This is a genomic window from Novosphingobium sp. (assembly GCF_041915465.1).
GTDB lineage: Bacteria > Pseudomonadota > Alphaproteobacteria > Sphingomonadales > Sphingomonadaceae > Novosphingobium.
The window spans coordinates 29803-54557 of record NZ_JAYSBK010000008.1; the positions used below are offsets into that span (position 1 = coordinate 29803).

26 protein-coding genes and 1 tRNA gene are annotated in these 24755 nt (G+C 64.3%); 15 read left to right on the top strand and 12 right to left on the bottom strand.

Translation table 11 applies throughout. The annotated features are described in order from the left end of the window. Positions 1 to 161 precede the first annotated feature (161 nt). Both ACE3SN_RS03010 and yghU read right to left on the bottom strand, forming a co-directional pair. Positions 162 to 236, bottom strand: a tRNA-Gln gene (locus tag ACE3SN_RS03010). A 77-nt stretch (positions 237 to 313) separates the two neighbouring features. Next, complete coding sequence (yghU, locus tag ACE3SN_RS03015) at positions 314 to 1162, bottom strand: glutathione-dependent disulfide-bond oxidoreductase (protein WP_374527334.1); 849 nt, start codon at positions 1160 to 1162, stop codon at positions 314 to 316. Between the two features lie 144 nt (positions 1163 to 1306). Here yghU and ACE3SN_RS03020 point away from each other — a divergent pair, with 144 nt between their 5' ends. Beyond that, entirely contained in the window at positions 1307 to 2962 is a 1656-nt protein-coding gene (locus tag ACE3SN_RS03020) for a M28 family metallopeptidase (RefSeq protein ID WP_374527336.1), read from the top strand. Positions 2963 to 3069: 107 nt separating this feature from the next. After that, the gene (locus tag ACE3SN_RS03025) at positions 3070 to 3462 is read left to right on the top strand and encodes a hypothetical protein (RefSeq protein WP_374527338.1); all 393 of its coding nucleotides are present in this window, start codon (positions 3070 to 3072) and stop codon (positions 3460 to 3462) included. Between the two features lie 23 nt (positions 3463 to 3485). Here the strand turns inward: ACE3SN_RS03025 and ACE3SN_RS03030 are convergent, their stop codons facing one another. Next, complete coding sequence (locus tag ACE3SN_RS03030) at positions 3486 to 4574, bottom strand: branched-chain amino acid aminotransferase (protein WP_374527340.1); 1089 nt, start codon at positions 4572 to 4574, stop codon at positions 3486 to 3488. A 540-nt stretch (positions 4575 to 5114) separates the two neighbouring features. Continuing rightward, positions 5115 to 5681 (bottom strand): hypothetical protein, encoded by a 567-nt coding sequence (locus tag ACE3SN_RS03035; protein WP_374527342.1) that lies wholly within the window; start codon positions 5679 to 5681, stop codon positions 5115 to 5117. A gap of 48 nt (positions 5682 to 5729) precedes the next feature. On the opposite strand from ACE3SN_RS03035, the gene ACE3SN_RS03040 reads away from it, so the two are divergent. The 7 genes from ACE3SN_RS03040 to ACE3SN_RS03070 all read left to right on the top strand — a co-directional run bounded on the left by ACE3SN_RS03040 (position 5730) and on the right by ACE3SN_RS03070 (position 10903). After that, a complete protein-coding gene (locus ACE3SN_RS03040) occupies positions 5730 to 6473 on the top strand; it encodes a TlyA family RNA methyltransferase (protein WP_374527344.1) in 744 nt (247 codons plus the stop codon). Between the two features lie 91 nt (positions 6474 to 6564). Then, positions 6565 to 7122, top strand: a complete 558-nt coding sequence (locus ACE3SN_RS03045) for a TspO/MBR family protein (RefSeq protein WP_374527346.1) — start codon at positions 6565 to 6567, stop codon at positions 7120 to 7122. Between the two features lie 39 nt (positions 7123 to 7161). Then, entirely contained in the window at positions 7162 to 7422 is a 261-nt protein-coding gene (locus ACE3SN_RS03050; protein ID WP_374527348.1) for an accessory factor UbiK family protein, read from the top strand. A gap of 51 nt (positions 7423 to 7473) precedes the next feature. After that, positions 7474 to 8076 (top strand): DNA repair protein RecO, encoded by a 603-nt coding sequence (locus tag ACE3SN_RS03055; RefSeq protein ID WP_374527350.1) that lies wholly within the window; start codon positions 7474 to 7476, stop codon positions 8074 to 8076. Between the two features lie 13 nt (positions 8077 to 8089). Beyond that, positions 8090 to 9148: a 3-isopropylmalate dehydrogenase gene (leuB, locus tag ACE3SN_RS03060; protein WP_374527351.1), complete on the top strand. Its 1059-nt coding sequence runs from the start codon at positions 8090 to 8092 to the stop codon at positions 9146 to 9148. Position 9149: 1 nt separating this feature from the next. After that, positions 9150 to 10274, top strand: a complete 1125-nt coding sequence (locus ACE3SN_RS03065) for a glycosyltransferase (RefSeq protein ID WP_374527353.1) — start codon at positions 9150 to 9152, stop codon at positions 10272 to 10274. Then, complete coding sequence (locus ACE3SN_RS03070; protein ID WP_374527355.1) at positions 10271 to 10903, top strand: DUF2238 domain-containing protein; 633 nt, start codon at positions 10271 to 10273, stop codon at positions 10901 to 10903. Before ACE3SN_RS03065 ends, ACE3SN_RS03070 begins: the two co-directional genes overlap by 4 nt. Before the next feature lie 6 nt (positions 10904 to 10909). Here the strand turns inward: ACE3SN_RS03070 and ACE3SN_RS03075 are convergent, their stop codons facing one another. Both ACE3SN_RS03075 and ACE3SN_RS03080 read right to left on the bottom strand, forming a co-directional pair. Continuing rightward, positions 10910 to 11986 (bottom strand): NADH:flavin oxidoreductase, encoded by a 1077-nt coding sequence (locus ACE3SN_RS03075; protein WP_374527356.1) that lies wholly within the window; start codon positions 11984 to 11986, stop codon positions 10910 to 10912. Positions 11987 to 12034: 48 nt separating this feature from the next. After that, on the bottom strand, positions 12035 to 13315 hold the full coding sequence (locus tag ACE3SN_RS03080; RefSeq protein WP_374527358.1) for a phospholipid carrier-dependent glycosyltransferase: 1281 nt from the start codon (positions 13313 to 13315) through the stop codon (positions 12035 to 12037). Positions 13316 to 13395: 80 nt separating this feature from the next. Here ACE3SN_RS03080 and ACE3SN_RS03085 point away from each other — a divergent pair, with 80 nt between their 5' ends. Further along, positions 13396 to 14601: a PLP-dependent aspartate aminotransferase family protein gene (locus ACE3SN_RS03085; protein ID WP_374527360.1), complete on the top strand. Its 1206-nt coding sequence runs from the start codon at positions 13396 to 13398 to the stop codon at positions 14599 to 14601. On the opposite strand, the gene ACE3SN_RS03090 is transcribed toward ACE3SN_RS03085, so the two are convergent. After that, positions 14598 to 15812, bottom strand: coding sequence for a cation:proton antiporter (locus ACE3SN_RS03090; protein WP_374527362.1), 1215 nt, complete (start codon positions 15810 to 15812; stop codon positions 14598 to 14600). The genes ACE3SN_RS03085 and ACE3SN_RS03090 overlap by 4 nt on opposite strands. Before the next feature lie 126 nt (positions 15813 to 15938). Between ACE3SN_RS03090 and apaG the strand changes: the two genes are divergently transcribed. Together apaG and ACE3SN_RS03100 are read left to right on the top strand one after the other, a co-directional pair. After that, positions 15939 to 16337: a Co2+/Mg2+ efflux protein ApaG gene (gene apaG / locus ACE3SN_RS03095; RefSeq protein WP_374527364.1), complete on the top strand. Its 399-nt coding sequence runs from the start codon at positions 15939 to 15941 to the stop codon at positions 16335 to 16337. A gap of 12 nt (positions 16338 to 16349) precedes the next feature. Then, complete coding sequence (locus ACE3SN_RS03100) at positions 16350 to 17144, top strand: LysR family transcriptional regulator (protein WP_374527366.1); 795 nt, start codon at positions 16350 to 16352, stop codon at positions 17142 to 17144. Positions 17145 to 17147: 3 nt separating this feature from the next. Here ACE3SN_RS03100 and ACE3SN_RS03105 read toward each other — a convergent pair whose 3' ends face one another. The 5 genes from ACE3SN_RS03105 to ACE3SN_RS03125 form a co-directional block, all read right to left on the bottom strand. Beyond that, positions 17148 to 17699, bottom strand: coding sequence for a pseudouridine synthase (locus ACE3SN_RS03105; RefSeq protein WP_374527368.1), 552 nt, complete (start codon positions 17697 to 17699; stop codon positions 17148 to 17150). Positions 17700 to 17711: 12 nt separating this feature from the next. Next, a complete protein-coding gene (locus ACE3SN_RS03110) occupies positions 17712 to 18086 on the bottom strand; it encodes a reverse transcriptase-like protein (RefSeq protein WP_374527370.1) in 375 nt (124 codons plus the stop codon). 4 nt (positions 18087 to 18090) lie between these two features. Further along, the gene (locus tag ACE3SN_RS03115; protein WP_374527372.1) at positions 18091 to 19371 is read right to left on the bottom strand and encodes an amidohydrolase family protein; all 1281 of its coding nucleotides are present in this window, start codon (positions 19369 to 19371) and stop codon (positions 18091 to 18093) included. A 42-nt stretch (positions 19372 to 19413) separates the two neighbouring features. Further along, positions 19414 to 21357 carry an alpha/beta hydrolase family protein gene (locus ACE3SN_RS03120; protein ID WP_374527374.1) on the bottom strand — a complete coding sequence of 648 codons (1944 nt, stop codon included), beginning with the start codon at positions 21355 to 21357 and terminating at the stop codon, positions 19414 to 19416. A 72-nt stretch (positions 21358 to 21429) separates the two neighbouring features. Continuing rightward, the gene (locus tag ACE3SN_RS03125) at positions 21430 to 22068 is read right to left on the bottom strand and encodes a TetR/AcrR family transcriptional regulator (RefSeq protein ID WP_374527376.1); all 639 of its coding nucleotides are present in this window, start codon (positions 22066 to 22068) and stop codon (positions 21430 to 21432) included. Between the two features lie 131 nt (positions 22069 to 22199). On the opposite strand from ACE3SN_RS03125, the gene ACE3SN_RS03130 reads away from it, so the two are divergent. The 3 genes from ACE3SN_RS03130 to ACE3SN_RS03140 are packed head-to-tail and all read left to right on the top strand — an operon-like array spanning position 22200 to position 24575. Then, entirely contained in the window at positions 22200 to 23471 is a 1272-nt protein-coding gene (locus tag ACE3SN_RS03130) for a cytochrome P450 (protein ID WP_374527378.1), read from the top strand. Between the two features lie 13 nt (positions 23472 to 23484). Continuing rightward, entirely contained in the window at positions 23485 to 23664 is a 180-nt protein-coding gene (locus ACE3SN_RS03135; RefSeq protein ID WP_374527380.1) for a rubredoxin, read from the top strand. Positions 23665 to 23723: 59 nt separating this feature from the next. Continuing rightward, positions 23724 to 24575 carry an alpha/beta fold hydrolase gene (locus ACE3SN_RS03140; protein ID WP_374527382.1) on the top strand — a complete coding sequence of 284 codons (852 nt, stop codon included), beginning with the start codon at positions 23724 to 23726 and terminating at the stop codon, positions 24573 to 24575. Positions 24576 to 24755: the final 180 nt, after the last annotated feature.

Here is a 24755-nt window from a genome sequence, read left to right on the forward strand (position 1 = left end):
GTGTCTTGCTCCGGACGGTCTCCGGAGCAGTGAAATCACGACACAAATCGTGGCACAATACAGGTCAAACTCGGCCCAACGCGGGCAAACCGAGTCTAACTGATTTTTGCCAGGAGTTGCCCGTAAATCACTGTACCATAACCGAATCATGAGAATTCGGTTGGCTGGGGCGGCAGGATTCGAACCTGCGAATGCCGGTACCAAAAACCGGTGCCTTACCACTTGGCGACGCCCCAGCAGACGGGCGGCTCATAGCAGGACTTGAGGGGAAGGGAAGGGGGCGGATAGCCCGCCCCCGACCTAAATTGTGCAATCAGAGCAGCGCGGGATCGACCTTGTCGAAATCGCTGGCGTCGTGGCGTTCGGGCAGGCCCTTGCCGGTGTTGACCAGCCGCCCGCGCTTCACCGCCGGACGCGCGCCGATTTCTTCCACCCAGCGGCCAACCGCTTCATATTCCTGCATCTGCAGGAATTCGCGGGTGCTCCCATAGGCTTCGCCGGTATAGAGATTGCCGAGCCAGGTGAAGGCGGCGATGTCGGCGATGGTATATTCGTCGCCCGCCAGGAAGCGCGTCGTTTTCAGCTGGTTGTCGGCCACGCTGAACAGGCGCTTGGTTTCCATCGCATAGCGGTTGATCGCATATTCGATCTTGACCGGGGCATAGTGGTAGAAGTGGCCATAGCCGCCGCCGATGAACGGGGCGCTGCCCATCTGCCACATCAGCCAGCAGATCGTCTCGGTCCGCCCGGCCAGGTCCTGCGGGATGAAGGCCTTGAACTTGTCGGCCAGGTGCAGAAGCATCGCGCCGCTTTCGAACAGGCGCATCGGCTTGTCACCCGAACGGTCGCACATCGCGGGAATCTTGCTGTTGGGGTTAAGCTCGACAAAGCCCGAACCGAACTGATCGCCCTGGCCGATGTTGATCAGCCACGCGTCGTATTCGGCGCCGGTATGGCCCGCGGCGAGCAGCTCTTCGAGCATGATCGTTACCTTCTGGCCGTTGGGCGTGCCCAGCGAATAGAGCTGGAAGGGATGCTTGCCGACGGGCAGCTCCTTTTCCTGCTGCGCGCCGGCGGTGGGGCGGTTGATGCTGGCAAAAGGGCCGCCGTTGGTGGTGTCCCAAACCCAGACTGCGGGCGGGGTGTATTCAGCATCGGCCATCGGTGTATCCTCTCGTCGAGATTTTGTATGCAACATATACTAATTGCGCCGCTTGCGAGCGCTTCGCAAGGGGCAAGTTTGGCGAAACAAATTCTGTCCGGCAACAGCGTTGCGATGGACGGTCAACCTGTTAGGAACGCCCCCATGGTTCGCAAGATTTCGTTGTTCGCCGCGCTGACCGCGCTGTTTTCCGTTGCCGCCACGGCTTCGACCGCCCCGTTTCCGATCGATCCGGCGCGGATCACCTCGACGGTTCGCGTAATGACGCAGGATTGGTTCGAAGGCCGCGCGCCAGGAACCGTTGGGGAAGACCGCACGGTCAGTTACCTGATCGGCCGGTTCCAGGAAATGGGGCTCCAGCCGGGCGGGCCGAACGGCCGCTGGGTGCAGGAAGTGCCGCTGCTCCACACGCGGCTGGGTGCGCCGGAGCGGCTGGCGCTGACCACGCCGCAGGGCGAAATTCCGCTGAAGCCGGGGACCGACGTCTACCTCTCTACCCTGCGCAATTACGATGTGGTGCGCGTTGCCGACGCGCCGCTGGTCTTCGTCGGCTATGGCGTTACCGCGCCCGAGCGGCAGTGGGACGATTTCAAGGGGCAGGACCTTAAAGGCAAGGTCGCCGTGTTCCTGATCAACGACCCCGATTTCGCCGCCGCACCCAAGGAAAAGGTCGCGGGCAAGTTCGGCGGCAAGGCGATGACCTATTACGGGCGCTGGACCTACAAGTTCGAGGAAGCCGCACGGCGCGGGGCGGTGGCGGCGCTGATCGTCCACGATACCGACGGCGCGGGCTATGGCTGGAACGTGGTCATCAGCCCGGGCGGCGAGAATTACGGCCTGGTCGCCAAGGACGGTTCGCAGACCAGCCTCGCGCTGCAGGGCTGGCTGTCGCACGACATGTCTGACCACCTGTTCAGCGCCGCAGGGCTGGACCTTGGCAAGCTGCGCGTGGCGGCCCGATCGGCGAAGTTCAAACCGGTGGCGCTGAAGGGCGTCACCCTTGCGGTGGCGATTCCGTCCGCGCACCAGGTCGTCACCAGCCACAACGTGCTGGGCAAGGTGCCCGGCACCGAGCGGCCGGATGAAGTGGTGATGTTCGGCGCGCACTGGGATGCCTATGGCCAGGGCGCGCCCGATGCGCAGGGCCGGATCTACCGCGCCGGGGCCAACGACGATGCGCTGGGCGTGGCTGGCGTGTTCGAAGTGGCGCGGCGCTTTGTGGCGCAGCCGCCAAAGCGCAGCGTGGTCTTCGCGTTCTGGACGGCCGAGGAACGCGGGCTGCTCGGCTCGGAATACTATGCGCAGAACCCGGTCTATCCGATGGACAAGACCGTCGCCAACCTTACCATCGATGTGCTGCAAACTGCAGGCCGCGCGCGCGACGTGGTGCTGATCGGCAAGGGCCAATCGACCATGGAAGACGAACTTGCCGCCTTCGCGGGCCAGCAGGGCCGCTACGTCACGCAGGAAAACCTGCCCGAACGCGGCCTGTTCTTCCGCGCCGACCATTTCCCCTTCGCACGGCGCGGCGTGCCGGTGCTGCTGATGATGAGCCTTGCGGGCGCATCGGACCTTGAAGTGGGTGGGCGGCCTGCGGGGCAGGCGTGGATCGATGACTATACCGGGCGCTGCTATCACCAGGCCTGCGATGCCTGGGATGCGGGCTGGAACCTGGACGGCGCGGTGCAAGATATCGAACTGGTCGCGGGGATCGGGCAAGACCTCGCCAATTCGAACCGCTGGCCGCTGTGGAAGCCGGGCAGCGAATTTGCAGCGGCGCGGGGGAATGTGGGGCGCTAGGGAGCGTTAAGCTCATAGCGACTGTCCCGCGCAATTCACCGGGGCGCTGTCAGTATCAGAAGCGATTCACACTTATGCCCGATGGAAAATCTGAAGCGGAAAGACTCTTGAACGAGGCAATGCCATTCGCGGAGCAATTGCTTGTGCAGTATGGTGAGTTTTTCCCGTTTGCCCGTGCATTTGATCGTGAGGGACAGGTATTGTCGATCGCAGCTTATGTTGAATCTGAGCGACCACCGTCGAATGAGTTGATTGAACTACTTGCAAGTGGCCTGCGACAGGGTGCTGCAGAGGGCAAATACTGCACTACAGCCCTTATTTATGATGTTCGTGTCACGCCACCATCCACCAGTGCAATGACTGATGCTGTTGCTGCCGAGCTGGAGGACCATAGCGGCTATGCAGTAACCGTGTATTTCCCCTACACACTGGAGGATGGGGAGCCTTCATTTGGAGCCGTGTTTGCCACGCCCAATTCTCGTGCAATCTTCTCCCGCTAGCCCAACAACCGGGCGCGCGAGCCTCAGGCCAGCCGCATCACCCAGCCGTGCGGGTCGGGGGCTTCGCCGCGCTGGATGTCGACCAGGCGGGCTTTCAGCTTTTGCGTGAGTTGGCCCGGGCCGCCCGAACCGATCACGAATTCGCCGCCGTGGTCGGCAACCTTGCCGACCGGGGTGACGACCGCCGCCGTGCCGCAAGCGAAGGCTTCGACCAGCTTGCCCGAGGCCGCATCCTCGCGCCAGGCGTCGAGGCTGTAGCGTTCTTCGCGCACGTTGAGGCCTTCTTCCTGCGCCAGCGCCAGCAGGCTGTCGCGCGTGATGCCGGGCAGGATCGTGCCGGTCAGCGGCGGGGTGATCAGGCTGCCGTCATTGAATACGAAGAACAGGTTCATGCCGCCCAGTTCCTCGATCCAGCGGTGCTCGGCCGCATCGAGGAACAGCACCTGGTCGTGCCCCTTTGCAAAGGCTTCGGCGGTGGGGACGAGGCTGGCGGCATAGTTGCCGCCGCACTTGGCCGCGCCCGTGCCGCCCGGGGCCGCGCGGGTATAGTCCGACACCCAGATCGACACCGCCGGAGCGCCCGACTTGAAATAGTTGCCCGCCGGGCTGGCGATGACGATGAACTTGTAGCTCTTGGCCGGGCGCACGCCGAGGAACGCCTCGGTCGCGATCATGAACGGGCGCAGGTAGAGCGAGCCGCCCTCGACGGTCGGGAACCAGTCGGCATCGGCGGCGACCAGCTCTTTGATCGCGGCGACGAACAGGTCTTCCGGGATTTCCGGCATGGCGAGGCGGCGGGCCGAGGCGTTGAAGCGCTGGGCGTTCGCCTCGGGCCGGAACAGGGCGATGCCGCCGTCCTTGAGGCGGTAGGCCTTCAGCCCTTCGAAGATTTCCTGCGCATAGTGCAGCACCGCCGCCGCCGGATCGAGCGGGATCGGGCCATAGGGGGCCAGCGTGGCATCGTGCCAGCCGGCCTCTTCCGACCATTCGATCACGACCATGTAATCGGAGAACGCCTTGCCGAACCCGGGATCGGCCAGCACCGCCGCGCGTACATCGGCCGCCGTCGGGGCGGGATGGGGCAGGCGCGTAAACTGGAGATCGGCGGACATGGCAGATTGGTCCCTTTGCATGGCGAAACGCGGCGATTGAACGAAAATTACGTCAATGGCAAGCGAAATGAAATAAACGAACGGGCGTTCGCTCACTCGTTTCTTTAGGGCCAAACACGCCAAAGGCCAAGAGGGCCATGTTCGGCAGGAGCGGAAATCGCCGCCTTCAATCGCATCGTCTGTTAGGGAAGGCTCCAAATGAGAAGGGCTGCCCCGGCCTAACCGGAAGCAGCCCTTCGCATGGTCAGCGGCCGGAAAGCGCCGCTCACGAGGCCTCTATCGCGTGATCAATCAGCGATAATGCCTCGCGCTGCGGATTACCGACCTCCCTGCTGAACCATGAGACATCGGTCACCTCCTTTCGCGCTGTTTGAGCCAAAGACACCTTCTCTCGAAGGCTAGGCCGGAACCGGCTTTGTGCCGCTCCGTCCTTGCACACAGGAATACCGATTCCGCACTGCACAACAAGACTTGCACTTATTTATTTTGGCGTCAGTATCAGGACTTCCGGCCTGTAATGGCGGCACGGAAAATCCCCGATCAGCGGCAATCCTGGACTACCCGACCGACCTCCGGCCAGCTTGGCAGGTACAGCGTTGGCTGGCCGGCAACTTCAAGCGCAAACCGGCCGCGCGAAAAGGCGATGGCATCCAGCACCGGGTCGCCGGCCTTGAGCGCCGCAACCTGCCAGCTTTCGCTGTTGGGCCCGCCCTGGCTCAGCAGGGCGCGCGTCCCGGTGGTTGAGGTCAGCGCCATCGGCACTTGCCCGCCGCCCAGCGCCGCGCGGGCAATCAGCACTTCGCCGCGCACGCGGTCGCAGGTGAAGGTGACGAGCGCAGCCGCGGGGCTGCTGCCATATGTCGCAACCGACTTGCCCCCGGCATTGCTCCAGCTCCAATTGCCCGGCGTGCGCGGCGCATCGCGCCAGTCCGCCGGGGGTGGAGGCAAGGGGGCGGGCTGCGGCTTGGGCATGAGCGAGGGAGCGGGGGCAGGCGCGGGCAGCGGCGCCGGAGCCTGCTGGGGCGCGGCGCAGCTGGTCAGGAAGCCGAGCACGCCAAGCGCATGGGCAATGGGCAGGGGGCGATGATTGGGACGAATTGCTTTCACGCTGTTCCTATGGAATGAGGCGGCCCGCGCAGCAAGAGCCTGTTACCCATGAGCAAACCCGCCAAAATCCGCGTCGATCAGCTGCTGGTCGAGCGCGGCCACGCCGAAAGCCGCACCCGCGCGCAGGCGCTGGTGCTGGCGGGCGTGGTCTTTTCGGGCGAAACCAGGATCGCCAAGCCGGGGCAGACGCTGCCCGCCGATGCGCCGCTGGACGTGCGCGGACGCGACCACCCGTGGGTTTCGCGCGGCGGGATCAAGCTGGCCCACGCGATCGAACATTTCGGGCTCGATCCCAGTGGCGTTACCGCGATGGACATCGGCAGTTCGACCGGCGGGTTCACCGATGTGCTGCTCACCAAGGGCGCAGCGCATGTCTTCGCGGTCGATTCAGGGACCAACCAGCTTGCCTGGAAATTGCGGCAGGACCCGCGTGTGACCGTGCTGGAGCAGACCAGCGCCCGCATCCTCACCCCCCAGCATATCACCGCGCCGTGCAGCTGGGTGGTTTGCGACGCCAGTTTCATTTCGCTCTCCAAGGTGTTGGAAGTACCGCTGAAACTGGCTGCGCCGCAGTGCCGGCTGCTGGCCCTGATCAAGCCCCAGTTCGAAGTCGGGCGCGAGGAAGTGGGCAAGGGCGGGGTGGTGCGCGATCCTGCACTGCACGAACGGGTCTGCGCCGAAGTGCGCAGCTGGCTTGAGGCAAGCGGCTGGACGGTCGAGGGAATCGTCGAATCCCCGATCAAGGGGCCGGAAGGAAATGTCGAATTTCTGATTTCGGCTCAAAGGGGTTAGACGTTGGTGGGGGGTAGCGCCTCGGGCATTGCCTCGCGGCCTGCCTCTCGCCAATATCCGGCAGTTCGCAAATCCGAATCGAGGCTTCCTGATGAGTGAGCTTGCATCGCCGGGCCAGTTGCGCGCGGCATTGCTGCGCTGGACCTTGCTGTTTTCGCCCCTGCTGCTCTTGCTGGGGTTCCTGTCGGGCGCGGTTTCCGGCAGCGGGGCGGGCAACCCATGGTTCATGGACCTGACCAAGCCGTCGCTCTATCCGCCGCCGGCAACCTTCGGGATCGTCTGGTCGATCCTCTATCTGCTGATGGGCCTTGCCCTGGCCATGATCGTGACCGCACGCGGCGCTGCGGGACGCGGGCTTGCCGTGGCAGTATTCGCGGCGCAGTTCCTGCTCAACCTCGCCTGGTCGCCGCTCTTCTTCGCAATGCATCAGATCAGCCTTGCGCTGTATCTGCTGGCTGCGCTCGATGTTGTGGTGATCGTGACCGTAATCCTGTTCTTCCGGGTGCGTCCATTGGCAGCCTGGTTGATGCTGCCCTATCTCGCCTGGTGCCTGTTCGCGACCACGCTCAACTGGCAGTTCCTTGAGGCGAACCCCGGCGCAGACGGCACCGACGGCGGTGAACCGGTTGCCACTGTCGAATTCAAGTGAACTCTTGAATCGCGTCGCGAACGGGGCCATCTGGTCGCCATGCAAAGCGAAAACCCTCTGCTCGCCGATATCGCCAAACTGCTGAACAGCGCTGCCGGAACCGTGGCCGGGATGGGCCGCGAAGCCCGCGATGCCGCGCGCGAACGGATGCGTGAGGGGCTTGGCGGCCTCGATTTTGTCAGCCGCGATGAATTCGACGTGGTCAAGGACATGGCCGCCAAGGCGCTGGACGAGGTTGATGCCCTGAAGGAGCGGATCGCCGCCCTTGAGGCCGCTCTTGCCGCCAAGGCGAAGAAGTAAGCCCGCTACCCCCCGCTTGAGTTGCACGCGCTTTGCGGCCACACCGCCGCGATGAACCTGCGCGCCCCCGCCATCGTCTGCGCCTCGCGTCCGCACGGCGAAACCGCTGCAATCGTTCGGCTGCTGACCGCCGAGGACGGACTTGTGGCAGGTTATGTCGCGGGCGGGCGAGGGCGCCAGCTGCGCCCGGTGCTGATCCCGGGCAATTTGGTTGAGGCCGAACTGCGCAGCCGCTCCGATAGTCAGCTGCCCTTTGCGCGGCTTGAACTGGTCGCCAGTCGCGGCCCTTGGTTGACCGAGCCCCTGCCCGCCGCCGCGATCGGCTGGGCCTGCGCGCTGACCGCTGCCGCGCTGCCCGAACGCCACCCGTATCCGGCGCTGTTCGCGGCGCTTTGCGCGCTGCTCGAAGCGGTTTGCCACGCCCCTTCCGCGCGCGGCTGGGTGCCGGGCTTGTTGCGATACGAGGCGCTGGTGCTGCGCGAGCTTGGCTATGGAAACATGCCGATCCCGCCGGAAGACGCAGGAATGACCGCTTTGCTGGCGCAATTCGACGCCCAGGCAGGCGTGCTATCACGCTATCCGCTTGCCGAAAGGCGCGGCGATGTTATGGGGGCCCGCGCCATGCTGCGCGAGCGGCTGGCCCGAATAGACTAGAAGCGGGTATTCCATGAAGATTGCGGTTTTCGCCGGTGACGGCATCGGTCCCGAAGTGACGCGCGAAGCGGTCCGCGTGCTTGAAGCGCTGGCGCTGCCAGGGCTCGAGCTCATTGAAGGCGACGTCGGCGGTGCGGCATACAAGCGCCATGGCCACCCTCTGCCGCAAGCCACGCTGGACATTGCCCGCGAGTGCGATGCGATCCTGTTCGGTGCGGTGGGCGATCCCGATTGCGACAATCTTGAGCGTTCGCTGCGCCCCGAACAGGCGATCCTGGGCCTGCGCAAGGCGATGGGCTTTTTCGCCAACTTGCGCCCCGCGCGAGTCTTTGCTGGGCTGGAGGACTTCTCCGCACTGCGCCCCGAAGTGGCCGGCGCCATCGATCTCCTCATCGTGCGCGAGCTTAACGGCGATGTCTATTTCGGCGAAAAGGGCATCCGCAAGCTGGAAGATGGCCGCCGCCAGGGCTGGGACATGATGTCCTATGCCGAAGACGAAGTGCGCCGCATCGCCCACGTCGGCTTCAAGGCGGCGCAGGGCCGCGCCAAGCCGGGCGAGAAGGGCAAGCTCTGCTCGGTCGACAAGGCCAATGTGCTCGAAACCTCGCAGCTCTGGCGCGACGTGATGATCGAAGTGTCGGCGGACTATCCCGATGTCGAACTCAGCCACATGTATGTCGACAACGCGGCGATGCAGCTGGTGCGCAACCCCGGCCAGTTCGACGTGATCGTTACCGGCAACCTGTTCGGCGATATTCTTTCGGATCAGGCCTCGATGTGCGTGGGCTCGATCGGCCTGCTTGCTTCGGCCTCGCTGTCCGAAGGCACCAGCGGCCTTTACGAGCCGATCCACGGTTCGGCCCCCGACATTGCGGGCAAGGGGTTGGCCAATCCAATGGCGACGATCCTGTCCGCCGCGATGCTGCTGCGCCACAGTCTGGGCTTCGAAGCGCAGGCAGCCCGGATCGAGGCAGCGGTTGCCAAGACGCTGGCGGATGGTATCCGTGGCGGAGACCTCGGCGGTAGCTTCGGCACGGCTGCCATCGGCGACGCGGTCCTCGAAAGGCTCTGACATGACTCTTCGCCTGGGCGTCGTCCTGCCCACCTATAACGAACGCGGCAACCTGCGCGGCATGGTCCAGCGGCTCGATGCGGCGCTCACGGGCATCGCCTGGGAAGTCATTGTTGTCGATGACAACAGCCCCGATGGGACGGCCGACGAAGCGCGCGCACTGGCCCAAGAAGACACGCGGGTGCGGGTGATCCAGCGCATTGGCCGACGCGGCCTGTCCTCGGCCGCGATCGAGGGGATGTGCGCGACCGCCGCCCCGGTCGTCGCGGTGATGGACGCCGATCACCAGCACGATCCCAATCTGCTGCCCGGCATGCTGGCCGCAATCGAAGGCGGGGAATACGACGTTTCCTACGCCTCGCGCTTTGCTGAAGGCGCAAGCACCGAAGCCTGGGGCCGGCCTGACCGGGTCAAGGCTTCGAACCTTGCCAACCGCATTGCGAACAAGGTCACCGGAGTCGAACTGTCCGACCCGATGAGCGGCTATTTCATGCTGCGCAGCGAAGTGCTGCGTGCCGACGCGCACCGCCTGTCGGGCGTAGGCTTCAAGATCCTGCTCGATATTCTCGCCACGGTCGAAGCGCCGCTGCGGATCAAGGAATTCCCGATGAATTTCGCCGCCCGTGCCGATGGCGAAAGCAAGCTCGACCGCACGGTCGTGTTCGAATTCCTGGTCGGGCTGTACGACAAGTGGCTGGGCCGGATCATCCCGACGCGCTTCGCCCTGTTCGGCACGATCGGCGCGATGGGCGTCGTGGTGCACATGGCGGTCCTGGCCGCAGTGCTCAACCTGTTCGGCGCGGAATTCGCGGTCAGCCACTATCCCAAGGAAGCGGCCTTTATCGTCGGCCAGACCCTCGCGGCAGTCGTGGCGATGACCTTCAACTTCGTACTCAACAACGAACTGACCTATTCGGACAAGCGCCTGCGCGGCGTCGGTCCGCTGATGATGGGCTGGGCGCGGTTTGCGCTGACCTGCTCGTTCGGCCTGCTCGCCAATATCGGCGCGGCGACCGCGCTGGTGCGGATCGGGTTCAACCCCTATCCGGCGGCGATCGTCGGGATCGTACTGGGTTCGGTGTGGAACTTCGCGTTGTCCTCGAAGTTCGTCTGGGGCAAGTATTGAGCGAGGCAGCCCGACTGCCTGCCAGTCAATTGGCGCTGCTGAGTGTTACGGCGCTGCTTGCACTTGCAAGTTTGATCGACACGCCTTTTCCTGACCTGGCGCCGCTGCAAAATCTGCCAACCCTCGCAATTGTGGCCGCGCTTGGCTGGGTACTGCGACGGCACCCCATGCCGGATACTGTGGTCTGGTGTTTGTGCCTGTTCTTGTGGCTACACACGCTGGGTGGGCGCTATGCCTATTCTTACGTCCCCTATGATGCCTGGTTCACTTCGCTCGGCCTGCCGGAACCTGGCGAGTTTTTCGGCCTGACGCGCAACAGCTATGATCGGCTGGTCCACTTCAGTTTCGGACTGTTGATGGTCTACCCGATTGCTCAATTTCTGAGCCGCAGTGGCGCCGTTAGTAACGGCGTGGCGCTCTACATCGCGGTTGAATTCGTGTTTGCTGGCTCGGCGCTTTACGAAATCTTTGAGTGGGTGCTGACCTTGGTTATGGCTGGCCCCAACGCCGATGCCTACAATGGACAACAAGGCGACATTTGGGACGCCCAAAAGGACATGGCTTGCGCCGTCAGTGGTGCTCTGATCGCGGTCGGCTGGCTGGTGCTGCGCAGACGCACACCAGCCTAAGCCTAATCACCCTTCCACGAAACCCTTCCACGTCGCCATATAATCCACGAACGCATCGCCCAGCCCCTCGGCCTTGAGGTGGGCGCGGGTAACTGGGACGCTCGTGCTGGCAAAGCTGACGTCGGCGAGCGCCTGCCTCGCGAAATCGTGGTGCAGGATCGCGCCGCGTCCGATCAGCACGAAGTCGGCCCCCGCATCGAGGCAGGCCTGCGCCTTGGCTGCGTCCATGATCTTGCCCGCGACCCCCAGCTTGGTGGTGCCGCGTTCGAGCGCGGTAAAGTGTTCGATCAGTGGCTTGCCGGCGAATTCGGCTTCCTCGGGCGCCTTGAAGCAGTCCCACAGCGACATGTCGAGATAGTCGAGCTTGCCGCCGGTCATTACTTCCTCGGCGAGCGCCAATGCCTCGGCCATGCGGATGTTGAAGCGTTCGGGCGAGAGGCGCAGGCCGAGCTGGAACTGCGGCCCGGTGGCGGCGCGGATGCCGTCGATGATTTCGAGGATGATGCGCTTGCGGGCCGCGAAGCTGCCGCCCCAGCCGTCGCTGCGCTGATTGTTCTCGGCATCCAGGAACTGGGCGAGGACATAGCCATGCGCACCGTGGATTTCGGCCCCGTTGAACCCGGCCTGTTCGGCGCGGACGGCTGCGGCGATGAAATCGTCGCGCAGGATCTCGACCTCGGCAGTGGTCAGTGCGCGGGTGCCGGTCTCCGCGTCGGCGAAGGGGCCTTGCGGAGCCTCGCCGATCAGGTCCTTGGGGCTGCGCATGCCGGCATGGTGCAGCTGGACCGAAGACAGCGCCCCGGTTGCGCGCAGCTTGTCGGCAAGGGCGGTGAGGCCCGGAAGGTGATCGTCGGACCAGATGCCGAGTTGCCCCGGAAAACCTTGCCCGCCGCGCTGGACGTGAGCGGCAGCGGTCATCACCAGGCCGAAGCCGCCCTGACCACGCATTTCGAGCCAGCGCACCTCGTCGTCGGAGAGCGTCCCGTCGGGATGACTTTGCATGTTGGTCAGCGGAGCCAGCATCATGCGGTTGTGCATGGTCGGGCCGTGGACGAAATTCAGCGGAGCGGAAAGCTTGGTCATTTGTTGCGAATCCTGTCTGTTTGATTCGCAATATGCAGATGTGCGAGGTCAGCGCCAGCTAGCAAGCCACATCCATTGCTCGAAACTGGCCTTGCCATTGTGGAGCGGCGCGGCCGAGATGATCGGATAGAACCACACGAAGACGGCGATATTCGCCGCCAGCAGGCCGCGCGGCAGCCAGCGCCAGCGATCCTTGCGCTGCCACAATTCGTCCAGCGCCAGCGCCAGCAGGGCCATCAGGAAGGCGCCCGGCAGCAGGTAGTGGTAATAGAACTGCACCGGCTTGCCCGAGACCGCCCACATGCCCAGCGAGGCGGCATAGAGCGCGGCAAAGGCGAGAGCATCGCCGCGCCCCCGCCGGATCCCGGCCCACAACCCCCAGGCCAGCGCGGGAAGGCCCGCCAGCATGGTCAGCGGATTGCCGACCATCACGATCCCGCGCCAGGCGCCGTCGGTTTCGCGGTAGAGGTACCAGATCGCGCGGATATTCCCGATCCACTGGTACCAGACCGAGCGGTAGGGGTGCGGCTTCATCACGCTGTCCTGCAGTCTCAGCATGTACTGATGCCAGCCGATCGGGTCGAACGGGTCGATCGCCTGCTTCGCATAGAAGAACGCTGGCCAGTAGGTCAGCCAATAGACCAGCATGGGCAGAGCGCCGAGCCACAGCCCGGCCTCGAGCAGGCTGACGCCCGGCACCGGGCCGCCGCTCGTCGCGGTGACGAAGTTCGGCCCATGCATGCGCAGTCTGACCGCCAGGAACAACAGCCCAGGCAGCATTGCGGCGGGCACGATTGACCATTTCGCCGCGACTGCGAGACCAAGCGCAGTCCCGGCCAGCGCGAGCCTCCAGTGTCCTTGCCCGGGCTTGCGCATGGCGGCGGCGAATTGCCACAGGCCGACCATGCCGAGCCCGGCCATGACCATGTCGAGCATCGCGATCCGGCTTTGCACGAACCACATGAAATTGGTCGCGAGCAGGAGAGTGGCCAGGATTGTCGCCAGGCGCCGTCCGCTGGTGAACCAGACCAGGCGCGAAAAAGCGAACAGGCCGATCGTCCCGGCAAAGGCGGATGGCAGCCGCCAATAAAGCGGCTTGTCGCCCAGCCAGCGGATCGAGGCGGCGATCACTTCCTTGGCCAGCAGCGGATGTTCGGGATTGGCGCGCACCCCTTCGATCAGCTTGCGCGCGGCGTTCACGTAGTGAACCTCGTCGAAGTAGATGTCCGACGGGATGCCCAGCCGCCACCAGGCCAGCGCCAGGAAGAATACCGCGATCACGCCGCACCAGTCGGCTGGATCCTGCTGCGTGGTAAAGCGGCCCTGCATCGCTGGCGATTTACGGGCGGGTGCGCCCCAGTGCAACGGTCTTGCGCGCTTGCGGGCAGGCTCCTAGAGCCGCTGGTACTATGAAACGCACCACCGGAACCGACCGTTCGATCACCCGCACCTGGCGCCCTGCAACCCAGGCCGTCCGCGCGGGCACCTGGCGCAGCGAACACGGCGAGACGAGCGAGGCCATCTTCATGACCTCGGGCTATTCGTTCGACGATGCCGAAACCGTCGCCGCACGGTTTGCCGGTCAGGCTCAGGGGATGACCTATTCCCGCCTCCAGAACCCGACCGTGGCGATGCTGGAAGAACGCATTGCGCTGATGGACGGGGCCGAGGCGTGCCGTGTCCAGTCGACCGGCATGGCGGCGATGACGGCGGCGCTGCTGTGCCAGCTTTCGATGGGCGATCACATCGTCGCGGCGCGTGCCGCGTTCGGTTCGTGCCGCTGGCTGGTCGATCAGCTGTTCCCGCGCTTCGGGATCGAATCGACCACGATCGACGCGCGCGACAATGCCCAGTGGGAAGCCGCGATCCGGCCCAACACCAAGGTGTTCTTCTTCGAAACGCCCGCTAATCCGACGATGGACATCGTCGACCTCAAGTTCGTCTGCGATCTTGCCAGGTCGCGCGGGATCACCACCGTGGTCGACAACGCGTTCTGCACGTCCGCTTTGCAGCGCCCGATCGAATGGGGCGCCGATGTGGTGGCCTATTCGGCGACCAAGCTGATGGACGGGCAGGGCCGCGTGCTGGCCGGGGCCGTGTCCGGCTCAGCCGATTTCATCAACAACAAGCTGCTGCCGTTCCAGCGCAACACCGGCCCGAACCTCTCGCCGTTCAACGCCTGGGTGGTGCTGAAGGGCCTTGAAACGCTTGACCTGCGGGTGAAGAAGCAAAGCGAGAACGCGCTGAAGGTCGGCAAGTTCCTCGAAGGCCGGGTGCCCAAGATCAACCACCCCGGCCTTGCCAGCCATCCCCAGCACAGCCTGGCGATGCAGCAGATGGACGCCTGCGGTTCGATCTTCTCGTTCGAAGTCGAAGACCGCGAACAAGCCTTTGGCCTGCTCAATGCGCTGACCCTGATCGACATTTCGAACAACATCGGGGATTCGCGTTCGTTGATGTGCCACAATGCTTCGACCACGCACTATTCGGTGAGCCCGGATGCGCGCGCCGAAATGGGCGTGACCGACGGCATGCTGCGGCTCAACGTCGGGTTGGAAGATCCCGATGACCTGATCGAGGATCTCGACCAGGCGCTGGTCAAGGTCGGCCTCTAGGCCGACTTGCGCTTTACTTCGTCGAGCAGCCTGAGCGCCGGCGTTACAGCCGGGATTGTCAGCATCGTGCTGCCCACGGCGGCCAGCAGGAGCGCGGTGAAGGCGCCGCTGGAGATGAGTTGCTTGTCGAACAGGATGTTGACGAAGATGATCATGATCAGCGCCTTGGTCTGAAGCAGCCAGCCGATCACCCAGGCCTCGCCCTTGCCCCAGCCAAGCAGCTTTCCGGCAAGGCCTACGCCCAGCAGTTTCCCCGCGACCGAGCTTAACAGCAGCAGCGCCGCCCCCAGAAATACGGCGCCGGAGCCGACTTCCCAGCTGGTTTTGAGCCCGGTCGAAAGAAAGAACACCGGCATCAGAGCAAGCAGGACCGTATCGCGGAAGGCATCGACGCGTTCGATCCCGAACCATTCCGCCTCAAGCACGGCCCCTGCCAGGAATGCGCCAACCATGAAGTGCAGGCCCGACCAGTCGGCCCAGTATCCGATCGCGGCAAGCCAGATCAGGGCCACGTACCAGCGATCGCGCAAGGCAAGCGCGCGCATCAGTTTGCGCATGGCCCAGGCGACGGCAAGGTAGGACAAGAAGAACACGATCTGTCGGCCCGCGCGCTCCCAGTCGGCAAGGACCAGCGCCAGGACGCCCCAGACAAAGATGTCCTCCAGGCTGGCATAGCGCAGGATCCGTTGCCCGAATGGCAGGCGGAGAATCCCGAGGCGCTCCAGAAACAGCACCAGGATGGGAAGGGCCGTGACCGCACAGGCCATTCCGATCCCGAGCACGAATTGCAGCGGCGTGCCGTTCCTGCCGACCCAGCCCGGAAACAAGGCATGGATCGCGAGTGCCGCCAGGCTTGAAAGGGCGAAGGGCACAATGAACGCGAGGCTGGCCGTCATGCCGGTTTCGCGGCGCTGTTCCCACGCGTGGCTGAGGTCGAGTTCCAGCCCGGCCACGAAGACGAACAGCATCACCGCCCACCACGCGATCCCGTTCAGCGCGCCAATCACACCCGGTGTGAACAATGAGGTGTAAAACCCTGGAAATGCTGCACCGAGCACGCCGGGGCCAAGGAGGATTCCGGTGACGATCTGGACAACCACCAGGGGCGCAAAATAGTCGGTCCGACCAAGCCGCCAGACCAGGTAAGGCAGTGCAAAGATCACTATCAGGGCGAGCAGGAACAATTCGCTGATCGGTGGTGCGGAGGTCATGCCGGGAGCGTTACCAGCGCGGACCGGCAGCGCCAAGAGCAACCGCTGCCGTTGCATTGCCGCGTTCGGTTGCGCGAAGCGCCACGCCCCATTGTCGCGGGGCATCCTAGTCGCTACCTTGGTGCCATGAAGGAGTTGTTCCAGCACTGTGCCATGACCGATGGCATTACCGTGCGCGTCGCGGTGAACTTCCTGCCCGAGCAATCTCGGATCGAGGCGGGCAAGTGGTTCTGGGTCTATCACATCCGGATCGAGAACGACACGCAGCATTCCGTTCAGCTGCTGACGCGCCATTGGCGGATCACCGACGGGCGCGGGATGGTCAACCTGGTTGAGGGTGAGGGCGTGGTTGGCGAACAGCCGATCCTCGCGCCGGGCCAGAGCCACGATTACGTTTCGGGCTGCCCGCTGACGACGCCGCACGGATCGATGGAGGGATACTACGTGTTCCGCCGCGATGATGGTGCGCAGTTCGAGGTGGCAATTCCCTTCTTCCCGCTGGCGGCTCCCGCCACGGCGGGCTAGGCGCGGCTTTCCATGAAGCGCACACACCTGCCTCTAAACGCCCTGCGCGTGTTCGACGCTGCGGCGCGGCACCTTTCGTTTACCCGTGCGGCCGACGAACTGGCCGTGACTCCGGCGGCTGTCGGTCAGCAAATCCGGGCGCTTGAAGATGTGCTGGGCGTAGTCCTGTTCCGCCGCACGCCCAAGGGCCTGGAACTGACCGATGAGGCGAACGCCGGGCTTGAGGCGCTGCGAACCGGGTTCCTGCATTTCGAAGATGCGGTGCAGGCGATGCAGGCCGGCCAATCGAGTCACGTCTACACCATCGCTGCCCCGCGCGAATTCTTTGCGGCCTGGCTCGCCCCGCGGCTGTCCGAATTCCGCCGCCTCAATCCCGAAGTGCGCTTCTCGTTGGTCGATGGCGAACATGCCGATTTCACCGAGGCCAATCTCGACCTCGCGGTGCGCTGGGCCGAAGGGCCAGGCGAGCTTGAGGGCGTGCCGCTGGGCGAAAGCGGACGCGTATTCGTGGGCGAGGGCAGCTGGATCGCCTGGCCGGGCGATCCCAATCCGGGCGGTGACGGACCGGACGATGCCGCGCCGCTGACCGTAGGCGACGCCGGTCTGGCGCTGGCTGCTGCCGCTGCCGGCATGGGCCGCACCCGCGTTCCCGCGACGCTCGCGCAGAGCTGGATCGCGCTTGGCCGGCTCAAGGAATTCGGCGAGGTTGAGCCCTGCCGCCACGGTTACTGGCTGGTCGCGCCCGCGCCGCAATGGCGGCAGAAGAAGGTCAGGGCGCTGGTCGCCTTCCTGACCTCGCAAGACTGAACCTCAGCGCGCCGGAACCTCGCACCAGGTGCCGGGTGCGATCCCGTCTAGGTTCCAGTCCCCCACGCTCCATCGCACCAGCCGCAAGGTTGGCAGGCCGACGGCCGCCGTCATGCGCCGGACCTGCCGGTTGCGGCCTTCGCGGATGGTCAGGCGCAGCCAGTGGTCGGGTACGGACTTGCGGAAGCGAACCGGCGGATCGCGCGGCCAAAGGTCGGGCGGCGTGATCGCTTCGACCTGTGCGGGGCGGGTCATCCCATCGTTTAGCAGCACACCCCTTCGCAGTTGCTCCAGCGCGGCTTCGTCGGGCGCGCCCTCCACTTGCACCAGGTAGGTCTTGGGCAGCTTGAAGCGGGGATCGGCGATCCGTGCCTGCAATCGGCCATCGTCAGTCAGCAGCAGTAAACCCTCGCTGTCGCGATCGAGCCGACCGGCGGGATAGATCCCCGGCACGGCGATGAAATCCGAGAGCGTCCGGCGCGGCGATGGCGAGCGGCTGTCGGTGAACTGCGAGAGCACGTCATAGGGTTTGTTGAACAGGATCAGCCGCGCCATCGTGGCCCTGCCTTACAGGCGGCCGTGCAAACGTTCCAGCGCGATTCCGGCGAGGTTCTGCGCGCGGGCGATCCGGCGGATGCGGATCTTGCCGAGGTGTGCTGCCGCTTCGTTGTAAGCGGCAAGATAGTGGCGAAAGCGCTCGTCCCGGCACGGCGCGGTGCCGCTGGCCTGCGATATGACCAGAGCCGAGTCGCCCAGCAGGGTAGCCTCGCGCAGGCCAAGTTGGCGGGCGATGCTCAGCGCATGGAGCAGGGCGCGCCATTCGGCATCGTTGTTGTCGCCCGCTTCCCAGTCGTTGCGAATATGGGTTTGTCCGTGCACGACCACGGCCGTGACAACCGCTCCCGGATTGGGCCGCGCCGAACCATCGAACCAGAGTTTCATGGACTCAGCGCACCACTGTGCCGCCCTTCATCACGTGGTCGACGGTTTCCAGCACGGTGATATCGGCCAGGGGGTCGCGGCTGACAGCGATCATGTCGGCCCAGTGACCGGGCGAAAGCGCACCCACGTCCTTGCTCATGCCCAGGAACTCCGCCGCCACCGTGGTGGCCGACTGGATCGCCTGCATCGGGGTCATGCCATAGCGCACCATGTACTTGAATTGACGGGCGTTGAGGCCGTGGGGATAGACTCCGGCATCGGTGCCGAAGGGCAGCTTGACCCCGGCCTTCACCGCCTTGGCAAACCCGCGCCGCTGGGCCTCGGTCGTCTCGTCGTTCTTGCGGAGCATCGCTTCGGGCCAGCCATCGCGGCGGCCGACTTCGGCGATGTAGTCCCCATCGTAGATGTCCATGTCGAGGTAGACGCCCTTCGCCTTGGCCATCGCGATGCCCTCATCGTCGATCAGCGAGGCGTGTTCGATCCCGCGCACGCCGGCGCGCATCGCCGACTTGATTCCGGCAGCGCCATGGGCATGGGCAGTAACCCAAGATCCGCGCGACTGTGCCGTCCGGACCGCAGCCACCATCATCTCTTCCGACATTTCCTGCTGTCCAGGTTCGGTCCCTTCGGCCAGGACCGCGCCGGTTGCGATCAACTTGATCGAATCCGCGCCGTGCTGGAACAGGTAGTTGACCTTCAGTTCCACTTCGGCCGGTGTTGCGGCAACACCCATGCGCATGTCGGCGGGCAAGGTCACGTCGGGCGCAAGGCCGGTCACTTCGCCGCCACCACCGGGGATGGTGATATAGGCGCCAATCGCGCTGATCCGCGGGCCTGGCACGTCGCCCCGATTGATTGCATTGCGCAGTTCGACATCCGCGAGCCCGCGGAAGCTGCCGACGTCATGGACGGTTGTGAAACCCGCAAGCAGCGTCACGCGGGCGTTCCGCGCGCCGATATAGGCGATCTCTTCAGGCGAATGCAGCAGTGGCTCCGCGACATTGCTGGATTGCTCGACATCGGCAAGGTGGACATGAGCGTCAATCAATCCGGGCAAAACCCAGAATGCGGACCAGTCAATCACCGGCGCGCTGTCGGCGGGCGGTGACCAGGGGGTAACGGCGGCCACTCGACCATCCGTGATCCGGATCAGGCGATCATCGAGCACCTTGCCCGCCTCGGGATCGACCAGATGGCCAGCGCGGACATAGACCGTTTCGGCGAGTGCCGGCGTGGTCAGGGCTGAGCAAAGAACGAGAGCGAGGATCGCGGTTCGGCATGTCATGCCAGCAACTTGCCCGGCCAGCACCGCAAGAGCAATCCCGCGCTAGTCGGGGGGATTATACTTCGCCAGAAACGCGGCAAGCCTCTCCAGCCACTGGGCCTCGTCTTCGGCCCTGGCAAAGCCATGGCCTTCATCAGGGAAGACCAGTACTTCTAGTGGCACTCCGGCCTTGCTCGCCGCGCCCTGCATGATCTTGAACTGGCTGAACGGCACGATCGGATCGCGTTCGCCATGGGCCAGCAGCACCGGGCGCCGCAACCGCGCGATCTGCGTGGCCGGAGAGATCAGCCCGAAATCGAACGTTTCGTCCTCCCCGCTTAGCCGAGCGGTGATTGCGCCGCTCGCCCCCCGGTTGAAGAAGTTCCGGTCATTTCTGAGCAATTCACGCCAGTCGGTCACCCCGGCATAGCTGGCGGCACAGCGATAGCGTTCGGGATTGCGGATCACACCCCACAAGGCGGCATAGCCGCCATAACTGGCGCCGACGATGCAGGCCCGCGCCGGATCGGCGATGCCCTGGGCCACCAGCCAATCCATTCCGTCGTCGAGATCATCCTGCATCGCCCGGCCGATCGTCCCCCGGCCGAGCCTGTCAAACGCTTCGCCATAGCCGCCCGATCCGCGAAAATTGGGCTGCAGCACGGCATAACCCCGGCTGGCCAGAAACTGTGCCTCGGTATCGAACTCCAACCGGTCGCGGATCCAGAACGGGCCGCCATGGGGCAGAATGATCAGCGGGAAGGGTTTGGCCCCGTGGGTTCGGGGCAGGGTCAGGATCGCCGGGATCAAGATGCCGTCGCGCGCTGGATAGGCAACGGCCGTTGGCCGCGCGAGCCTGGCAGGATCAAGCCTGGGCCTGGCCGTATCGAACAGGGCAAGCGATCCGGTCTTGCTGTCATAGGTGTAGTAGGCCCCCGGATCGTCGCCCGCGCCGGCCCAGATGACCATGGCGGACTGGTCGTCGGACCACGACACGATCCTTACGTCCTTGCCCCCCAGCGCGCGCGACAGCTGTTCCTGCAATGCGTTCCAGGTCCGATCGATCCAGACCACATGGCGGCGATCGTCGGTATATTCCATGCCCAGCAGCGCGCCGGTGCGAGAATCCACGACGGCCTTGTCCACGTCCCACCCTTGCGCTGACAAGACTGTCTTCCCGGTGGCCTGCGTCGCGAAGTTGAAACTTTGGATCGCGTTCCTTCCGCTTGCGTCCGGCTTAAGCACGAAGCCTGTGTCGCTTTCGCCGACAATCGCGACCGCGCTCCAGAAGTCGCCTTCCCGATTGTTGGCGTCGAGCCGGGCGACGATCCGGTATTCCTGGCCCGGACCGCCGCGGTACCAGACCGTGATGGCGCTGGTTCCGCCGTATTCGAAGCCCAGTCGGATCACGCCGGACGTGTCCGCCGCCCATCGCATGACGCCGGGCTTGGCTCCCTGGATCACGCCGCCCTTGCGCGCGTCCGCGGTCCCGCTCAGGGGGAATTTCCAGACCGCGGGATAGGTACGGAAATCGCGCGCGACCATCGCGAGCACATAGTCGCCACGGGGATCCGTATAGAGGACATTGTCGCCGATCGTGGCACTGCCGCGCCCCACCGGCTCCATCCGGCGCGTATCAAGATCGTAGACGAACAGCCGCGACAACCGCACCTGTCGATCGAAGACCGTGTCCATGTGCGAAATCGAGACCAGCAGGCGGCGACTGCCGGCCCAATTGTACCATTCCAGCCGGCCCTTGGCGGGAAGTGCAATCTCGTGGTCAAGCTTGCGCTCGACCACGGTCATCACGGCGATGGTCACGCGTTTGCCAGCCTGTTTGCTGAAGGCGATATGGCTGCCGTCGGGTGCCATGCGCACCGCTCCGAGCGCGCTGCGTTCGGCGAAGTCCGCGGCAGTATAGGCCGGATCGGGGGACTGGGCGAAGGCTGGCGCGAGCAGCGTACCGAGTGCTGCAGCGAACCATGCCACGACCCATAACCAGCGCATGACTTTTCCCGCTTTGCTCCGCCTCGTCCTCGCACTGCAACCTATTGGACGCGCGTTACTTCGCAAACGATATTACCCGGCCAGCGCCCGCCGCAGCATTGCGTTGAGGTCGCGGCGCAGGGCGAGGGGATCGGCATCGCCTTCAACCCGGTAATCAATCGCGGTTTCGATCGAAATTCCGGCAAGCAAGCAGCCGACCATGAAGGCGCAGTGCTGCGCGGGGATTGTGCGCGGGACCGAGCCGGTGGCCTGGGCTTCGCTGATCAGCGCGGCAATACGATCGCCGAACCTCTGCTGGACCTCGTCAAAGACCGTACGCGTATCGAGCCGGTTGGCGATCATCGCGCTGAACAGCACGAAGTAGGCGCGCACCGACGTGTCGGACAGCACCAGTTCGACGAAGGTGTCGAACAGCCGCAGCAGTTGGTCGAGCGGATCGGAGATGCCATCGATGGCAAGATCCACCTGCTCGTGGACATGGGCCGAGACGCGCCAGATCACCGCCTCGATCAGCCCGTCCTTGGAACCGTATTTGCGGCTCGCAAGCCCGCGGCTGAAGCCGGCTCGTTCGCCAACCCGTTCCAGCGTCGCGGCCATGTAACCTTCGGACGCGATGATTTCTGCCGCTGCGGCCAGCAGGCGGTTTTCGGATTCGGCGCGGCGCTCCGCCTGGGTGCGGCGGGGCAGCTGGCTATTGGCCGGCGCGTTCATCTGGACTGTTCTCCCGCCCGGACTGTTGGCGTCCTGTAGCTGTAACTTAGTTGTTGACCGTATACCAACCATTTTATACTCATCCAGCGACTCCGGCAAGTCCGGAACCGTGAGAGGAGAGGACAAGCACAATGGCACTGCCCAAGGAACTCGCGCAGGCGGTTATCGATCCCAAGTCGTATTCGGTCCGCGAGATTGTGGACGAAGCCTTCAAGACGATCCGCGCCACCGCGCCGCTCGACAAGGCCGAACTGGACGGGATGGATCCGTTCTGGGTGGTCAGCCGCCATGCCGACATCAAGGAAATCGAGCGCCAGCCCGATATCTTCCATAATGGCGACAAGTCGACCTTTCTCTCCGACCGCGAAAATGAAGCCAAGGTCAAGATGCTGACCGGGGGTGAGCCGAACCTCATCCGCAGCCTCGTCTCGCTTGACGGCAAGGAGCACAAGGACGTGCGCGGCATCGTCTTCCCGCACGTAACTCCGCGCGCGATCAAGCCGCTGGAAGACGCGATCCGCGGCATCGCCCGGGAATTCGTCGACCACATGCTGAGCTTCGACGGCGAAGTCGATTTCGCGCAGGACGTCGCCTTCCTCTATCCGCTGCGCGTGATCATGACCGTGCTGGGCGTGCCGCAGGAAGATGAACCGTTCATGCTCAAGCTGACGCAGGAACTGTTCAACAACGCTGACCCCGAACTCAATCGTGCCCGCGCCGAACTGAGCCCCGAAGAGGCGCTGAAGTCGCTCTGGGAAACGACGATGGAGCTGGAGAACTATTTCAAGGCCGTGACCGAGAAGTTCCGCGCCAACCCCACGACGCAAATCAACAGCCTGATCGCGAACGCCAAGATCGACGGGGAATACCTCAATCACCGGCAGCTGATGGGTTACTACATCATTGCCGCAACGGCCGGTCACGACACCACTTCCAACACCACGGCGGGCGCAATGTGGGCGCTGGCCGAGCGGCCGCACCTGCTGGCCGAAATGAAGGCCGATCCGAGCAAGATCAACGCCTTTGTCGAGGAATCGATCCGTTGGGAAGCGCCGGTGAAGCATTTCATGCGCTCGGCGGTCAGCGATGTCGAAATCGGCGGTCAGCAGATCAAGGCCGGCGATTGGCTGATGTTGTCATACCAGTCGGGCAACCGCGACGAGAGCGTGTGGTCAGATCCCTTCGAATTCCGCATCGACCGCGAATCGAACCCGCAGATCGCATTCGGCTATGGGGTCCACGTGTGCCTGGGGCAGCACCTGGCGCGCATGGAAATGCGGATCCTGTGGGAAGAACTGTTCAAGCGCCTCGAATCGGTCGAGATGAACGGCAAGGGCGAACGCACGATCTCGAACTTCGTGTGCGGCCCCAAGCACGTGCCGATCAAGTTCACCGCGAACTGAGGGGAGGGCGGCCATGTCCCAGCCGGGCACGCGCAAATGGCGCTGCAGGAATTGCGGCTACATCCTCGACGAGGCCCTGGGCATCCCCGACGAAGGGATCGCCCCGGGCACGGCCTTCGAAGACATCCCGGATGACTGGTATTGTCCCGATTGCGGAAGCGAAAAGGACGACTTCGAACTGCTGGAAGATTAATCGCGCGATTAAGATTGCGATTGACCCATGCGTGGCGGGCAGGCAACCTGCCCGCCACGATGCATAAACAGACCATAAGAATTCCGGTTGCACCGGGAGTGGAAATTGCCGCCGACGTCGCAGGGACCAAGGGCGCACCGACTGTCATCCTCGGCCACGGGGGCGGCCAGACCCGTCACAGCTGGGACAAGTGCGAGGAACAGCTGGCGGCAGCCGGCTATTACGCGATCAATTACGACCTGCGCGGCCATAGCGACAGCGACTGGGCGCCTGATGGCGACTATTCGATTGTCACCCGGGCGAACGACCTTGCCGCCGTTGCCGAATACGGCACGCGCCCGCTGGCGCTGGTTGGTGCGTCGCTTGGCGGGATCACGGCGATGGTCGCGGCTTCGCGCGGGCTTGAGCCGTCTGCGATCGTGCTGGTCGATATCGTGCCCAAGATGTCGCAGGTCGGCGTAAGCAAGATTCGCGGCTTCATGACCGCCAATCCGCGCGGCTTTGCCAGCCTTGAGGAAGCCGCCGACGCTATTTCCGCCTATTACCCCGAACGGCCCCGGCCAAAGGATCTGTCCGGCCTCAACAAGAACCTGCGCAGGGGCGATGACGGACGTTACCACTGGCACTGGGACCCGCGCATGATGCAGGACGAACGCGGCGATCCCAGGCACCTGCTGGAAATGATGGATGCGGCCGACTGGACCGACCGGGTGCCGACCTTGCTGGTGCGGGGGATGAAGTCCGACATTGTCGACGATGAAGGTGTCGAAGACCTCAGGCGGCGTGTTCCCAAGCTTGAGATTGCCGACATTCGGGGCGCCGGCCACATGGTCGCGGGCGACAAGAACGACGAGTTTAACGCCGCCGTTATCGAATTCCTGAGCCGGGTGATGCCGCCGCCGCAGAGCTGACTCCACTCGACAGAGCGGAAAAATTGCCGCATTTCATATCGGTAATCGCGGAGATACCTGGGGGCATGATGCGCTTTTCGCGCTTGATACTGGCTTTGGCCGCGTGGCCGATGATGGCGCTTGCCGCGCCGGGCGGTCAGACGCCGCTGGCCCGGCCGGCGATCGCTCCCCCGCCAGCCT